14 protein-coding genes and 1 tRNA gene are annotated in these 15,472 nt (G+C 62.4%); 9 read left to right on the top strand and 6 right to left on the bottom strand.

The window, feature by feature from the left end; all coding sequences use genetic code 11:
* Positions 1–38: 38 nt before the first annotated feature.
* The 4 genes from AC1DVM_RS06325 to AC1DVM_RS06340 all read right to left on the bottom strand — a co-directional run bounded on the left by AC1DVM_RS06325 (position 39) and on the right by AC1DVM_RS06340 (position 3,879).
* Positions 39–115 (bottom strand) — tRNA-Arg (locus AC1DVM_RS06325).
* Positions 116–217: 102 nt separating this feature from the next.
* Positions 218–1,657, bottom strand: a complete 1,440-nt coding sequence (locus tag AC1DVM_RS06330; RefSeq protein WP_477252961.1) for a sensor histidine kinase — start codon at positions 1,655–1,657, stop codon at positions 218–220.
* 9 nt (positions 1,658–1,666) lie between these two features.
* On the bottom strand, positions 1,667–3,085 hold the full coding sequence (locus AC1DVM_RS06335) for a dihydrolipoyl dehydrogenase family protein (RefSeq protein ID WP_477252963.1): 1,419 nt from the start codon (positions 3,083–3,085) through the stop codon (positions 1,667–1,669).
* Positions 3,082–3,879 (bottom strand): TVP38/TMEM64 family protein, encoded by a 798-nt coding sequence (locus AC1DVM_RS06340; RefSeq protein ID WP_477252965.1) that lies wholly within the window; start codon positions 3,877–3,879, stop codon positions 3,082–3,084. The genes AC1DVM_RS06335 and AC1DVM_RS06340 overlap by 4 nt, the downstream gene beginning before the upstream one ends.
* A 266-nt stretch (positions 3,880–4,145) precedes the next feature.
* Between AC1DVM_RS06340 and rpmH the strand changes: the two genes are divergently transcribed.
* The 9 genes from rpmH (at position 4,146) to AC1DVM_RS06385 (ending at position 13,517) form a co-directional block, all read left to right on the top strand.
* Positions 4,146–4,280 carry a 50S ribosomal protein L34 gene (rpmH, locus tag AC1DVM_RS06345; protein WP_027314822.1) on the top strand — a complete coding sequence of 45 codons (135 nt, stop codon included), beginning with the start codon at positions 4,146–4,148 and terminating at the stop codon, positions 4,278–4,280.
* 21 nt (positions 4,281–4,301) lie between these two features.
* Positions 4,302–4,760: a ribonuclease P protein component gene (gene rnpA, locus AC1DVM_RS06350; protein ID WP_477252966.1), complete on the top strand. Its 459-nt coding sequence runs from the start codon at positions 4,302–4,304 to the stop codon at positions 4,758–4,760.
* Entirely contained in the window at positions 4,753–6,600 is a 1,848-nt protein-coding gene (gene yidC / locus AC1DVM_RS06355) for a membrane protein insertase YidC (protein ID WP_477252968.1), read from the top strand. The genes rnpA and yidC overlap by 8 nt, the downstream gene beginning before the upstream one ends.
* A 138-nt stretch (positions 6,601–6,738) precedes the next feature.
* Positions 6,739–8,259: a CYTH and CHAD domain-containing protein gene (locus tag AC1DVM_RS06360; RefSeq protein WP_477252970.1), complete on the top strand. Its 1,521-nt coding sequence runs from the start codon at positions 6,739–6,741 to the stop codon at positions 8,257–8,259.
* Between the two features lie 71 nt (positions 8,260–8,330).
* On the top strand, positions 8,331–8,987 hold the full coding sequence (gene yihA / locus AC1DVM_RS06365; RefSeq protein ID WP_477252972.1) for a ribosome biogenesis GTP-binding protein YihA/YsxC: 657 nt from the start codon (positions 8,331–8,333) through the stop codon (positions 8,985–8,987).
* Positions 8,984–9,355: a DUF423 domain-containing protein gene (locus tag AC1DVM_RS06370; RefSeq protein WP_477252974.1), complete on the top strand. Its 372-nt coding sequence runs from the start codon at positions 8,984–8,986 to the stop codon at positions 9,353–9,355. Before yihA ends, AC1DVM_RS06370 begins: the two co-directional genes overlap by 4 nt.
* 67 nt (positions 9,356–9,422) lie before the next feature.
* On the top strand, positions 9,423–10,337 hold the full coding sequence (gene argB, locus AC1DVM_RS06375) for an acetylglutamate kinase (RefSeq protein WP_477252976.1): 915 nt from the start codon (positions 9,423–9,425) through the stop codon (positions 10,335–10,337).
* A 77-nt stretch (positions 10,338–10,414) separates the two neighbouring features.
* On the top strand, positions 10,415–11,146 hold the full coding sequence (locus tag AC1DVM_RS06380) for a pyrimidine 5'-nucleotidase (RefSeq protein ID WP_477252978.1): 732 nt from the start codon (positions 10,415–10,417) through the stop codon (positions 11,144–11,146).
* Positions 11,147–11,243: 97 nt separating this feature from the next.
* Complete coding sequence (locus tag AC1DVM_RS06385; RefSeq protein WP_477252980.1) at positions 11,244–13,517, top strand: hypothetical protein; 2,274 nt, start codon at positions 11,244–11,246, stop codon at positions 13,515–13,517.
* 84 nt (positions 13,518–13,601) lie between these two features.
* Here the strand turns inward: AC1DVM_RS06385 and AC1DVM_RS06390 are convergent, their stop codons facing one another.
* Both AC1DVM_RS06390 and AC1DVM_RS06395 read right to left on the bottom strand, forming a co-directional pair.
* The gene (locus AC1DVM_RS06390; RefSeq protein ID WP_477252981.1) at positions 13,602–14,105 is read right to left on the bottom strand and encodes a YciE/YciF ferroxidase family protein; all 504 of its coding nucleotides are present in this window, start codon (positions 14,103–14,105) and stop codon (positions 13,602–13,604) included.
* A gap of 144 nt (positions 14,106–14,249) precedes the next feature.
* Positions 14,250–15,437, bottom strand: coding sequence for a DNA recombination protein RmuC (locus AC1DVM_RS06395; protein ID WP_477252983.1), 1,188 nt, complete (start codon positions 15,435–15,437; stop codon positions 14,250–14,252).
* Between the last annotated feature and the right edge of the window lie 35 nt (positions 15,438–15,472).

Raw genomic sequence — 15,472 nt, forward strand, 5'->3', positions numbered from 1 at the left:
GACAGGGACAGTCTAAGTGCTTGTGATTTAAGGAAAAATGGCGCGCCCGAAAGGATTCGAACCTCTGACCCCCAGATTCGTAGTCTGGTGCTCTATCCAGCTGAGCTACGGGCGCCTGCGGTCCAGCTTGCGAGAAGCGGCGTGGACCGGAGGCGGCTGATTAGATCGTTCTGGCGCGCTTGGCAAGCCCGTTTCTGCGAAGTTTGGTTCAGTTTGGCTATTGCGGCCCGTCGCCCAACTGACGGTCGGGAATGGTGAGGCGGAAACAGGTGCCGGTGGCGCCCTCGTCAAGGGTGATGGTGCCGCCGTGGAGGCGGACGATCTCCGCCACGATGGTGAGCCCGAGGCCCGTGCCGCCCTTGCGGTTGGAGACCTGGAACGGCGTGAAAAGATCGACCCGGAGCCGGTCGGGGATGCCGGGGCCGTTGTCCCGGACGCAGATGACGACCTCTCCGCCCTTGCGCACCGCGCTCACGTCGATTTCCGGCGTCCCCTCATTGGTTCCTGCCTGGCTGAGGGCTTGCACGGCGTTGCGCACGAGATTTACGAGGACCCGGGAAAGCTGGTCCTCGTCCGCGTCGATCATCAGTTGCTCCGGCACATCGATCCGAAAAACGATCCCGCGCTCCGGGGCGAGGTCGGTCAGGTTGGCGAGATCCGCGATCACGGGCTCGAGTTGCATCATCCGGCGATGCGGCAGCCGCTCGGCGGCGCGGCCATAGGCGAGGGTCGCCTCGCAAAAGGCAATGGCGCGATCGAGGGTCGCCACGAGGCGGGGCGCCACACGCTGCACGGTGTCGTCGCTGACGCGATCGAGCCGGTCGGTGAGCAGGTGGGCGGTCGTGAGCATGTTGCGCAATTCGTGATTGATCTTGCTGACGGCCAATCCGAGCTCTGCCAGGCGTCGCTTCTGACGCAGCTCGTCAGCCAGGGTGGTTTCCATCTGCGCCAGCGCCTGCTCCGCGAGCCCGATCTCGTCCCCGCGGGCGGTCGGTCGAATGACCCGCGACGCATCCTCGGGATTGGTCGAAAACTCGGCGATGTTCCCGGTAAGGCGCCTCACCGGACGAACGATCACCCATTGCAGGGCAAAATAGAGGAAACTCGCGGTGATCGCGGAGATGAGCAGCGACACCAGGAGAATGTTGCGGGAAAATTCGAGCATCGCCGAGCGCAGCGGGCGCGGGTCGAGGATCAGTTCGACGAAATCGACGCCCATGCCGGCGCCGATGACGCGGATTGGCTCGTTCCCGGGATCGACCAGTGTCTCGAAGGCGTCGCGGGTCAGAACCATCCACGATTCATTGCGAAGGTCGACGGTCCTCGCGACTTGGGAAGGCATGTCGCCCGCCGCGAGAAGGGAGCGCTTGCCGCCGCCACGAATGGCGATGGCCTTGGCTCCCACGCCGGCAAGAAGTCGCATTTCCAGTTCCTGCGGCAGGCTTTCCTCGGTGGCGGCATCCAGCACCAGGGCTGCGATCTGGGCCGCGGCGAGGCGGTCGCTGAGCCAGGTCCGTCGAAAATTGACGACGGATGGAACGTAGATCAGCACCTCGGCCACCATCACGAACAGGATGGTCAGCAGCAACAGCCGCGTGGACAGCCCGAAATGCCTCAGCAGGCTGGCGGGAGCAAGACGGGGCTGACCGGGTCTCATGGGGATTATCTAACCCCACCGCCGGACAAAGCCGAGAGCCCTGCGCAACCAAGGCGCCTGCGCCGAGAGTTTGAGATATTCCAAGGCGGCGCTTCGACCGACGTCCGAATAGGCGGGGCCTGACAAAGCAACCCCGGCAAGGTCGGACACAGCCAGTCCGTTTGCCATCGCCAAAGCCCACGGCGCCACGAGATCGTGGGCACGGGCCCCGACGATCGAGCAACCGAGGATTTTGCCGGTGGACGTCGTGACCACTTTGATGTGCCCCTCTGTCGTCCGGTCGGCGATCGCGCGGGAATTGTCGGCGAAGGGCGCCCGCAAGACGCAAATGGACGTGGATCTTTCCCTCGCCTGCGCTTCCGTAAGTCCAACGGAAGCGATTTCGGGAGCGCCGTGAACGAGCCGCGGCACTGCCGTTGGGTCAAAGCGCGTCGGCAACCGCAGAACGGCGTTTCGGAAAGCGAAACCTGCCTGCTGCGTCGCGAGCGGAAGTGTATGGTCGACCGCATAGACTTTCGGGTTGGTGGTGCGCAGGTGATGGTCGAGTTCGAGGCCCTCGGGTCCGGTGCGAATTTTCGCGGCGGCCAGGTTCAGGCCATCGAAAACCGGGCTCCTTCCGCTGGCCAGGACGAGATGACCTGCCTCCGGATGAACCTCCCCATGGGAGAACCTGGCCACGATGCCGCCATTGGCACCTTCCTCGAAAGCCACATCCGAGCCTAGTCGAAAATCGATTCCCTCCCGGCGCAGGCTCCGGTCGACGATTGCAACCATCTCGGGATCCTCCCGTTTCAGGAGGCGCTCTTCCGGCGCGATGACCGTAACGCGGGAACCGAGACGCCGGTAGGTCTGCGCGAGCCACACCGCTTCCGATTCGGCGCCGAGGATCAAAAGGTCTCGCGGCAACGCTGCCAGATCCAGGACCGAGTCTTCGGTGAGATACGGCACTGTTTCGAGTCCGGGAATGGCCGGGAGATCCGGCCGGCCTTCCGGCGCGAGGACGAACCGGCGTGCGCGGATGGTCGTGGATCCCGCCAGCAAGGTTGCCGGATCGGCGAAATGGGCTGTCTCGTGGATGACATGGACGCCCATTGCCCGGTACCGGTCGAGCGCCGCCATGGGAGCGTCGCGAGCCACGACGTGGCGCATATGGGAGCGGAGACCGGCCCAATCGATCTCGGGTTCGGCACGCTCACGCCCGATTCCCAGGTCGAAAGCGGTCCGCAAGGCGTGGGCTCGGTCGGCCGCTGCCCGCAGGGTGGCTGCCGACAGGCCCCGCTCCTCGGCCCGAGACGGTTCGCCAACCAGGACGACCGAAACGCCCAAAAGCGCCCCGGCGGCGGCAAGGGACAAGCCTGCGGGCCCAGTTCCCACCACGCACAAATCCGGCTGCAGCGTCGCGCCGCCTTTGTTCAGGGGCTTTTTCACCCGTCAGTCTCCTTGCGCCGAGCCTGCCATTTCCTCACGAGGATGGGACCAAGCGCAAGAAGGCCCAGCGCTGCAAGAGCTATCATGAGTTGCGGCGTGAGCAAGCTCTCGGGCTGAAACTGGATTTCACACGCGCTCTTTCCCGCCGCGGCACATTCGGAAACCTGCCGCTCGTGCGCCGCAAAGGCGGCGTCCAACCCGGATCCCGCCACCGCGAAGGCGTAACAGATGGGAATCGCGCCGAGCAGGGTCGCGGCCATGAAAGTTCTGAAACGCATTCCGAACAAGGCCGCCGCCAGATTGGTGATCCAGAAGGGCATCACCGGCAGGAGACGCATAAACAGGAGGTAGGAGAACGATTCCGCACGAAAATTGGCGGCGAGTTGCTGAATCCTCGGGCCCGCCCAGCGCAAAAGCGGCTCGCCGATGGTCGACCGCGCGATCAGGAAAATGCTGGCCGCCCCCGAGGTCGCGCCGAGGGCCGCAACGGCGCCCCCGAGCGGCCAGCCGAACAGGAAGCCTCCCGCCACGCTCATAAAAGCCGCGGCCGGAATTGAGAGCGTCACCATGGCGGCGTAGATCAACAGATAAAGCCCGATTGCCGCCAAGGGCCGTGCGGCAACGACCTCGCGGATGGCCCCGCGATGCCCGGCGAGCGATTCCAGCGTGAAATAGCGGTGGGAGCCGGTTGCAAAGAAGGCTCCCAGAAGCACAATGACAAGCGTGAGCGGCACAAGGCGCAGGAGACGGGCTTGCCCGTTCCGCTCCGGCTTCTCCATGGACGATTCGGCCACTCTGGCTCCCTTGCGACGATCCCGCTCTATCTAGCGTATCGGCGCATTCTGCACAGGTCGCGCCGGACCCAAGGTGGAGTTTTGCCGCCGGCGGAGGGGCAGACGAGCGTTGACTTTGAGGCCTCGTTCCGTCATAAGCCCGCATCTGACGGCGCCCGGTTTGGGCGCTGATCGTATTTTAGAAACAGTTTTGGGGCGGAAGCCCTCCAATTCAGACGGGCGCGAGCCGTGAGCACCGCTGCCCCTCATTCGACCGGAGAAGAGCCGTGAAGAGGACTTATCAACCGAGCAAGCTCGTTCGCAAGCGCCGCCATGGCTTTCGCGCGCGCATGGCCACAAAGGGTGGCCGCAAGGTGATTGCCGCTCGTCGCGCTCACGGCCGCAAGCGCCTGTCGGCGTAAGCCCGCACCCTGGCCGGCCCGGTGTGCGAGCCCTATGCAGGTTCGATCGGGCGCCTGACGAAACGACCTGACTTCGTTGCGGCGGCCTCCGGCCGCCGCTTTCATACGGAGCGGATGACGGTGCAAGGCCGCCTCAGAGAAGCGGATTGYGGACTTCGTTTCGGATTGACCGTCACCAAGCGGGTGGGTCATGCGACCGAGCGAAACCGCATCAAGCGGCGGCTTCGGACGGTCTGCCAGAAAGCAGGCGTGGATTTTCGTCACGTCGCCGCCGATATCGTGATCATCGGGCGCCGCGACATCCTGACCGCTGACTATGACCTGCTGATAGACGATCTTCGGCGTGCGCTGCGGGTCGTCACGAAACCCAAAAGTACGCAGCTTAAGAGCACGCAGCTCGAAAGCACGAGGCCGGAGGCTCCCCCCTCCTCCTCCTCACCTCCCACCAACGGCGAGCGTCGCGGACATCCCAATGCGTAACGAAAACAAGAACCTTATCGTGGCTATCGCCCTGTCGATGGCGATCCTGATCGGCTGGCAGTATTTCTTTGCCGCGCCCGAGGCGGAGCGCCATCGTCAGGCCCAGCAGCAATCCGCTCAGGTCAATCCGAACGCGCCCAACGCACCCGCGACCCCGAGCCAGGCCGGAGGGCCGTCCGTCCCCGTCCCCGGGACGGTTCCCGCCTCGCCTGCGGCACAAGCGGTCGAGAGCCGCGAGGCGGCGCTGGCACGCTCGCCGCGCGTCGCCATCGACACCCCGGCCATCCGCGGCTCGATCAACCTGCGCGGCGGGCGCGTGGACGACGTGTCGCTCAAGACCTACCACGAGACCGTCGACCCCAAGAGCCCCAACATCGTGCTGTTCTCGCCCTCGGGCACGCAGAACCCCTACTACGCCGAATTCGGCTGGGTCGGCGCCGAGCCGGGAGCGCTGCCGGGCACCAACACTTTGTGGACTGCCGACAAGTCTACCCTTACGTCTTCGAGCCCAGTGACGATGACCTGGGATAACGGTCAGGGGCAGATCTTCCGGCGCGTCGTGTCCGTCGACGACAAGTTTATGTTCACCGTCAAGGATTCGGTCGAAAACCGCGGGTCCGCGCCCATCACGCTTCATCCCTACGGGCTGGTGTCGCGGCACGGCACGCCGACCACGCTAGGCTATTACGTCCTGCACGAGGGCCTGATCGGCTTCGTGGGCGACCAGGGATTGCAGGAATACACTTATTCGAAGCTCGACAAGGAAAGCCCGGTTCCGGGCCAGAACACCCTCGGAAAGGTCTGGGATAACGCCGTCGGCGGCTTCTTGGGCATCACCGACAAGTACTGGGCGGCCGCTGTGGTGCCGGATCAGGCGCAAGCCTATCAGGGCTCGTTCACGGCGCGGCAGGACCCGACCGGCAAGGTCTATCAAGCAAATGTTCTCGGGGCAGCTCAGACGCTGCAGCCCGGCGCCACGACGGAAATGACCCAGCGCCTCTTCGCCGGCGCCAAGGAAGTCGCGGTCGTCGATCAGTATCAGGACGGCTACGGCATCAAGAACTTCGACCGCCTGATCGACTGGGGCTGGTTCTATTTCATCACCAAGCCGCTGTTCAAGGTTCTGGACTTTTTCTATCGCCTGTTCGGAAACTTCGGCGTCGCGATCCTGATCGTCACCGTCATCCTGAAAATCTTCTTCTTCCCGCTCGCCAACAAATCCTATGCGTCGATGGCGAAGATGAAGGCGGTTCAGCCCGAGATGACGTCGATCCGGGAGCGCTACGCGGACGACAAGGTCAAGCAGCAACAGGCGCTGATGGAACTCTACAAGAAGGAGAAGATCAATCCGGTGGCAGGCTGCTGGCCCGTTTTGATCCAGATCCCGGTATTCTTCGCGCTCTATAAGGTGCTGTTCGTCACCATCGAGATGCGTCACGCGCCGTTCTTCGGCTGGATCCGCGATCTCGCAGCGCCGGATCCCACATCGGTCTTCAACCTGTTCGGCCTGCTTCCCTACAATCCGGGAGCGGTGCCGGTGATCGGTCACTTCCTCATGCTCGGCGCTTGGCCGCTCATGATGGGCATCACCATGTGGCTGCAGATGAAGATGAATCCGGAGCCCCCGGATCCGGTCCAAAGGCAGGTTTTCGCCTGGATGCCCGTGATCTTCACCTTCATGCTGGGCTCTTTCCCCGCCGGTCTCGTGATCTATTGGGCTTGGAACAATCTTCTGTCGGTGACGCAGCAAGGCTTCATCATGCGGCGCAACGGCGTGAAGATCGAGTTGTGGGACAATCTTCGGGCGCTGTTCCGGAAAAAAGCCCCCGCAAAGGGCTAAACACACCGAGCCTCCGCAATCGAAATCCCCGGATCGCTTCCGGGGATTTTTTTGTCTCCCAAGCCTGGCCTTTGCGGGTGCGCCGAACGCGCTATATGCCTGCCATGACCAGCGGATGGCAGCGTTTCAGTGGCGCCGATGCACGATAACTCGCCCTCGGGCGCGGCCATGGCGCAGGAACGCGAGCTGAAGCTCGAATGCGACCCGCGCGACGTGGGACGCCTGCTCCATCACCCGCTTGTCGCAAGCGCGCTGCCCAGTCCGGAAAGCAGCGGAATTCTTGACGCCACCTATTTCGATACGCCGGACCAAACATTGCGGCGCGCCGGTATCGCGCTGCGCATTCGAAAACACCATGGCCGTCACATCCAGACGATCAAGGCCGAAAAAGGCCCGCGGAGGATCGCACTCAATCGCGCCGAATGGGACACGGAGGTGGATGGGCCCATGCTCGACCGGCGAGCCGCCGCAGGAACACCGCTTGCGCCGTTCCTCGACGACGAAGCCATCCGACGCCAGATCCGGCCCGTTTTCACGGTCAGAACGCGACGGCACGCTTTTCTGATCGACGCCCACGGCGCCACGATCGAACTCGTCCTTGACCGCACCATCGTGAAGTCCGGAAGACGCACCAGCCATCTCACTGAAATCGAACTGGAACTCAAGGCCGGCGAGCCGCGCGCCCTGTTTCTCACCGCGCAGGAACTGGCCCGCGAGGTTCCGTTGCGGCTTTCCACGCTTGCGAAATCCGACCGCGGCTATCGCCTGCTCGAACGCTCTCCACCAGCACCGGTAAAAGCCCGGCCGCCCCGTATTCGGGCCGGGACCGCGAGCGCCGAAGCTTTCCAGACCATCGCGCGCGAGGCCCTGTCACAATTTCTCCGGAACGAGGAATTGTGGCGGTCCTTTGCAGATCCCGAAGCGCTGCACCAGATGCGCGTGGGATTGCGGCGGCTGAAAACCGCCGTCTCGTTGTTCAAGCCGGCTTTTTCATCCGGCGGCGTCCGGAAGGTGAAGAACGAATTGCGACTTATCGCGAGATTGCTGGGCCCTGCTCGAGATCTCGACGTGCTTTCCCAGCGATTTCAGGATGAAGTCAACCAGCCGACTGAGAGCGAGGTTGCGGACGTCGAACAGCGGCGCGAGGCCGCCTATGCGAAAATCAGGCGAAAACTCGACAAACCTCGTTACAAAAGGGCAATTCTCCATCTGGCGGTGTGGATTGAAGGGGGCAACTGGCTCACCATTTCGTCGTGCAGGATCCAGAAGGCGCGAAGCCGACCCGTCGAGCGTCTTGCGAAGAAGCGGCTTGCGCGCGGCTGGAAACGAATCTTCCGCGACGCGAAGCGCATCGAGAAATTCTCCACCGAGAAGCGACACGCACTTCGGATGCGGATCAAGGGCCTCCGGTACGGTGCGGAATTTTTCGCCGACACTTTCAAAGAACGGCACAGCGGGCCCAGGAAAGAACTGCTGCGAACCCTCGAAAAGCTGCAGGACCTGCTGGGCGACATGAACGATTTTGCGCTCCGGCAGCAGGCCTTCCCGGACAGCGCCACCGAAAGCGCGGATCAAAGCGCCGCGGCCATCGATGCCCTGATGCCGGAAGCGCAGAAAGAGGCCCATCGGCTGCGTTCCCTGAAGCTCTTCTGGGAGTAGATTTTCGGCGCGTTCGGATCGCAGTGGCTACCCCGGCTTGAAGAAGCGCCCCGGACCGTCGATAAGAGGCCATGAGTGACATCGATCCTGACATTGATCCCTTCGTCGAGGCCGGCCGCAAGTTGTTTGCCGGCGAGGCGGATTTCATCTGGGCGGCCAACACGCTGAAAAACCTTCCGCCCATGTCGAAGGTGGAAATCGCGTTCGCCGGTCGTTCCAACGTGGGCAAATCGAGCCTTGTCAACGCCCTCACCGGGCGCAACACGCTGGCCCGGACGTCCCACACCCCCGGCCGCACGCAGCAGCTCAATTTTTTCGATATCGGAGGCCGCTTCCACCTCGTCGATATGCCGGGCTATGGCTATGCGGCCGTGGAAAAGGCGAAGGTTCAGGCTTGGACCAAGCTCATCCACGATTACCTTCGGGGCCGCTCCAGTCTCGCGCGGGTCTATCTCCTCATCGATGCGCGCCATGGCATCAAACCGGTAGACGAGGTGCTTCTTGAAACCCTCGACAAGGCGGCCGTTTCCTATCAGATCGTGTTGACGAAAGCCGACGAACTGAAGCCTGGCGGCATTGAGGAACGCACGGCCGAGACCTCCGCGAACATCGCCAAGCGCGCCGCGGCCTTTCCGGAGATCATTCCCACTTCCAGCCGGGCCGGAACCGGCATCGCGGACCTGCGCACATCGGTCGCGAGGCTGTTGAGCGAACGAGGCGCCGGATGATCCTTCCGGAGCGCGTTCTTGTGGCTCTCGGAGCGCTGGCAGGTGTCCTTGGCGTCGCCCTCTCGGCGGCAGCGTCCCATATGACCGGAAACGCCTCGCTTCAGATCGCCGCGCAATTCCTGCTCTTCCATGCCCCGGCGCTCTTGGTGCTCGCCGCCCTCGTCTCGCAGGGCGGGGTCAATGCCCGACTCGGTCGCCTCTCCGGCTTCCTCATGGCGCTTGGCTTGGTACTGTTCTGCGGAGACCTGTCGCGCCGCGCCCTGTCGGGCGTTGCCCTCGCGCCGATGGCCGCGCCCACCGGTGGGGTCCTGTTAATGATCGGCTGGGCCCTGGCGGGCACCTCGGCTTTTGTGCGGCCCAGATCGTAAGCCCTGTTTCCAGACCGGCCACGCTGGGCTAGAACCCAACCCGTTTCGTTCACCTTCGGAGCCGCCCATGTCCGAGAAGCCTTCCCCGGTCGACCAGCTGCCGGACGTTCACGTTCAGGCCGAAGTGCTCGTGCAGGCGCTGCCGCACATGCAGCGTTACGACCAGGAGGTCGTCGTCATCAAGTATGGCGGCCACGCCATGGGCGATCGCGCGGCGGCGGAAGATTTTGCCGAGGATGTGGTTCTGCTCGAGCAATCGGGCATCAAGCCCATCGTGGTCCATGGCGGCGGCCCGCAGATCGGCAGGATGCTCGAAAAGCTTGGCATCAAGTCGGAGTTTCGGGCCGGATTGCGCGTCACCGATCAGGCGACTGTCGAAGTCGTCGAGATGGTTCTGGCAGGCTCCATCAACAAGCAGATCGTCGGCTGGATCGGCGCGGAGGGCGGCAAAGCCATCGGCCTTTGCGGCAAGGATGGCAACATGGTGACGGCCCGTAAGGTCAACCGCACCACCATCGACCCCGATTCGAACATCGAGAAGGTGGTGGATTTGGGTTTTGTCGGCGAGCCCGAAACGGTCAACCGGGCCGTGCTCGATCAGGTGCTGGGTGCCGAATTGATCCCGGTTCTCGCGCCGGTCGCGGTCGGCAACGACGGGCAGACCTATAACGTCAACGCGGATACCTTCGCGGGCGCCATTGCAGGCGCGATGATGGCCAAACGTCTTCTGCTGCTGACCGACGTTCCCGGGGTGCTCGACAAGAACAAGAACCTGATCCCCGAAATGACCATCGACGATTGCCGCCGCCTCATCGCGGACGGCACCATCACCGACGGCATGATTCCCAAGATCGAGACCTGTATCTACGCGTTGGAGCGCGGCGTGGAGGCGGTGGTCATCCTCGACGGCAAGGTGCCCCATTCGGTTCTGCTCGAGCTTTTCACCGATCACGGCGCCGGCACTCTGATCCGCCGCGCCTGAGGCCTTTAAATCGTCTCCCTCCGGGCGTATATTGGAGCAATGGGGCCATCACGGCCCCATTGTCATCTTTGGATACCATGAAAGCCTCACCGGCCGATAATAGTCTCCCTGTAACAGAATCCCGCGCGTTCTCCCATGTGGACACCTGGGTGTTCGACCTCGATAACACCCTCTACCCGCACACCTCCCTCATCTGGCCGCAGGTGGACGAGCGCATCACCCTCTATATTGCCAACATGTTTGGAATCGACGGATTGTCGGCACGGGCCTTGCAGAAATATTTTTACCACAAGCACGGCACGACCCTGCGGGCACTCATCGACGAGCATGACGTCGACCCGTACGATTTTCTGGATTTCGCGCACGATATCGACCATGCGTCGATCGAGATCAACGCCAATCTGGGCGATGCCATCGAAAGACTGCCCGGCCGCAAGCTGATCCTTACCAACGGCTCACGCAAGCATGCCGAAAACGTCGCGCGGAAACTCGGCATTCTCGACCGATTCGAGGATATTTTCGACATCGCGGCGGCCAACTTCGTCCCCAAGCCGGATCGGCGGGCTTATGAGACGTTTCTTGAAAAGCACGGCGTGGAGCCGGCTCGCTCGGCGATGTTCGAGGATATCGCCAAAAACCTCGTGGTCCCCTACGAACTCGGTATGACCACCACCCTCATCGTGCCGCAGACGCTCGACCCGTTCCGGGAGGAATTCGAGCAGGAGGCCGTGCGCACGCCGCATATCGATTATGTGACGGACGATCTGGCGGATTTCCTTAAGGAATGCGTGGCCATGGGACGTCGCTGAAGTAACCGATCGTGGTCCCCCGTCGCGTCGCCGCTCCAATTGCCAAGAGCAACCCCTCCTGCTAGTTATGTTATATCAACATAATGGGGGGCGTCTCGTGGCGACGTACGATCAAGATACCAACGCCTATCTTCTCGAAGCCGGCGACGTGACGTTCACCATGCCGGCCGACCCGGCCGGCGGCATCGACGCTTCGGTGACTGGGAACAATCTCGACAATACCATCGCCGGAAATGCCGGCAATAATCTGATCGATGGCGGCGCGGGGGCGGATACACTTTCCGGCGGCCTGGGCGATGATACGTATGTGGTCGACGAGGCAGGGGATGTCGTGGATGAAGCGGCCGACGAGGGGGACGATACGGTCTTTGCGTTCATCAATATCGATCTGAGCCTGGCGGCTTTTGCCAACGTCGAGAACGCGACTCTCTTCGGCGCGGTCAATCTCGATATGACGGGGAATGACCTGGACAACGACCTGTTCGGAAATACAGGCGACAATTTTATCTTTGGCGGAATGGGCGACGATTATCTGACCGGTGGCGGCGGTCTTGACGAACTGGCCGGCGGAGAAGGGGACGACCTTTACTACATCGAGGACGCCAGCGCGGTCGTGACTGAAAACGATGGCGAAGGAGACGACACGATATTTTCGATTATCGACATCGACCTGAACAATTACGCCCATGTCGAAGATGTCATCTTGTTCGACGAGAACGATCACAACCTCACAGGGAACAATGGGGCCAACGGGCTCTATGGCAATATCGGAGTCAACAGCATCGTCGGTGGCGCGGGGAATGATTCGCTCATAGGCGGCGGAGGGGCCGACACGCTGGAAGGTGGGCAGGGTGACGATATCTATTTTGTCGATGATACGGACGGCACGCTGACGGAGCTCGTCGGCGAAGGCATCGATCAGGTGGTTGCGTCCGTCAGCTTCGCCCTCGGGGACGAGTTCGAAAGACTGCAACTGGACGCTCACGGCAACATCGACGGCACCGGCAACGGCCTGGACAACGAGATCATCGGCAACGATGGGAACAACCGGCTGAACGGCGGCGCGGGGGCCGACACTCTCGCCGGGAGCCTCGGCAACGATGTGTACGTGATCGACGGAGCCGACCTCATCGAAGAGTTCGCGCTAGAAGGGACCGACCGCGTCGAAATCACCGCGGCTTTCACTCCAAACACCTATACGATTGCGGCTTTCGTCGAGAACGTCACCGTCGCCGGAACGAGAGATTTCGATGTTACCGGCAATACGGCCGACAATTTCATCGCGGGCAACAGCGGACGAAACACACTGACCGGAGATGCCGGGTCCGATACGCTCGATGGTGGTGCGGGATCTGACGTGATGATCGGTGGCACCGGCGACGATCTCTACATCGTCGATTCCGTGGGGGATGTCGTCACCGAGAACGTTGGCGGCGGGACCTTTGATCGCGTCATCACGAAGGTCAGCTACACGCTCGGCGCGCAGCTTGAATATCTCGCGATGGAAAACGGGGCCGGCAATCTCGCCGGCACCGGCAATGCCCTCGACAACACGATGTTCGGCAATGACGGGAACAATGTGCTCGACGGTGGCGCGGGCCGCGACCAGCTCAACGGTGCCACAGGAAACGACACCGTCCACGGCGGCGACGGCGACGACACGATCAATGAATCCGGCGACGGCAACGACGTCTTGAATGGCGGCGCCGGGACCGACGACCTTCGCGCCGAGGGTGGCAACGACTTGCTGGACGGCGGCACGGGAGCGGACCTTCTGAAAGGCGGCGCGGGCAACGACAGCTACCTGGTCGATAACGCTCTCGACATCATCGTCGAAAACGGGGGGGAAGGCCTTGATGCCGTCACCGCGAGCGCGAGTTACGCGCTGAGCGCCGGCGCATCAGTCGAGATGTTGACGGCGGCCGCAGGTACCGCTGCCATCAACCTCAGCGGCAACGAGGGCCTCAATACCATCGTTGGAAACACCGGCAGGAACACCCTATCCGGCATGGACGGCAACGATCTCCTGACGGGCGGCAAGGGGAAGGACACGTTCGTGTTCGCCACCGCGCTCAACAAGACAACGAATGTCGACAAGATCACCGACTTCAACGTGAAGGACGACAGTATCCAGCTCGACGACGCGGTCTTCAAGAAGATCGGCAAGGGTACGGCCCTGAAGCCTGGCAAGCTCAACAAGAAATTTTTCGCCCTCAACAAACCGAAGGATAAGGACGACCACATCATCTTCAACACCAAGAAAGGCGTTCTCTCCTACGACGTCGATGGATCCGGCAAAGCCAAAGCCGTCGACTTCGCCGTTCTCAAGAAGGGATTGGTTCCGACGGCGCTGGATTTCTTTGTGATTTAAGCACCGGCTTCCGCCGGACAAATGAAAAGCCTCTCCACTACGGAGAGGCTTTTTGCGTTCTGGTCGTTCCTGCGTGAGGCGTGCTCAGGCAGCGCGGGTATTGACCTTGGTCTCGGCAATGCGCGAAAGCTTCTGGTCGGCGGATTTCTCCTGGTCGAGGACCTGATGCAGAACGCCCGCGCAATCCTCCCGGCCGAGTTGCTTTGCCCAGGCGACCAGCGTCCCGTATCGCGTGATCTCGTAGTGCTCCACCGCTTGAGCGGCAGCGAGCAACGCGGCGTCGAGAACTTCCGGATCGTCGATGTCGCCGGCAATCTCCTGGGCCTCGTCGATGATCCCGTCGATCGCCGGGCAGGTTACGCCCTTCGGATCGTGGCCGTGCATGCGAAAGACCTGCTCGACCATCTTCACGTGCTGCTGTGTCTCGCCGAGATGCGTCTGGAAAGCCTGCTTGAGCTGCGGATCTGTCACTTTCTCGATCATTTCAGGCAACGCCTTCGTGATCTGCTGTTCCGCGTAATAGATGTCCTGCAGCGTGTGGACGAAAAGATCATCCAATGTCTTGATGTCTTTCGAGAAAAGACCCATGGCGCGGCTCCTTCGATTTGGGGGCGTGAACGGCCAGCGCCAAGCGCTGGCGACGGTGTTCGCATTGCGTCAGGAGAACGTCGCGGCGCGTCGGGGGTTCCGATTGGGGAGTCGAACGATGGCCAAGCGCGCGGGGAGAGGTGGCTAGTCGACGGCGCGGAGATTGCGCCCCTGCAAGCGCAGCAATTCGGCCTGCGCGGCGGATTCGCCGTCATCGAACTCGAGCGTCTCGATCGACCGCCCACGCTTCTTGATCTTGTCCGTCGAGATGCGCACTTGCGAGATGTCGTCCTGCGCCTGCTGGAAGTGGGTGGCGAGTTTGGTCACCCTCGTGTCAAGACGTTCCACATCCTCAAGCAGCTTTTGCACTTCGATCTGGATAACGCGGCCTTCCTCCCGGATACGGGCGTCTCTCACCAGGGCCTGCATGACCTGGATGGCCATTGCCAGCAGAGAAGGCGACACGATGACGATGCGCGCGCGGTGCGCTTTCTGGACCACGTCGTCGAAATGTTCCGACAGGTCGGCGTAGATGGATTCCGCCGGCACGAACATCATCGCCATGTCCTGCGTCTCGCCCGGGATGAAATACTTTTCCGAAATGTCCTTGATATGAACCAGCATGTCGCTGCGCACCCGGGCGGCGCCGCGGAGTCGCAACTCGTCCCCCTTCGCGTCGCGGAACTGCGTGAAGGCCTCCAGGGGAAATTTCGCGTCGATCACGAGACCGCGCTCGTCACCCGGCAACCGCACGAGGCAATCCGGGCGCCGCCCGCTCGAAAGGGTCGGCTGGAACTCGAACGCTCCGTTCGGCAAGCCGTCGCGGATGATCGCCTCCATGCGACCTTGCCCGTAAGCGCCACGGCTCTGCTTGTTGGACAAGACATCCTTCAAGCCGACGATCTCACCCGTGAGGTCTTTCAGGTTCTGCTGCGCCGCATCGATCACCGCCAGTCGCTCGTGAAGCTTCGACAGATTCTCGTTCTGGTGCCGGCTCGTCGTCTCGAGACCCTGCCCAACCCGATGCTGAAGCCCGTCGATGCGCTCGGAGATCATGCGGACGAAATCGCTCTGTCGGGTGCCGAAAACCTCGGCGACGGTCTGCATCCGGCCGGTCATTTCCGACTGCAGGCGGGTCATCTCCGCCACCTTGTCGTCCATCTCCCGGGCACGCTCCGCCGCAAGGGCGGCTTCCAACTCCCGCTCCCGGCGCGAGCGCAGCAGCAGGATCGTCAGAACCAAGAGAAGGCCGAGGCTGCCGGCCGCGGTCCCGATCGCCACCTGACCCCAGGTAAGCGAAAGGGAGCCGAGCGTGAGGGCGATATCGTTCATGAATCAGGGCGTTCCCGTTGACGTCGCCATCCGAA

This window comes from Microvirga sp. P4_A5, assembly GCF_056402495.1.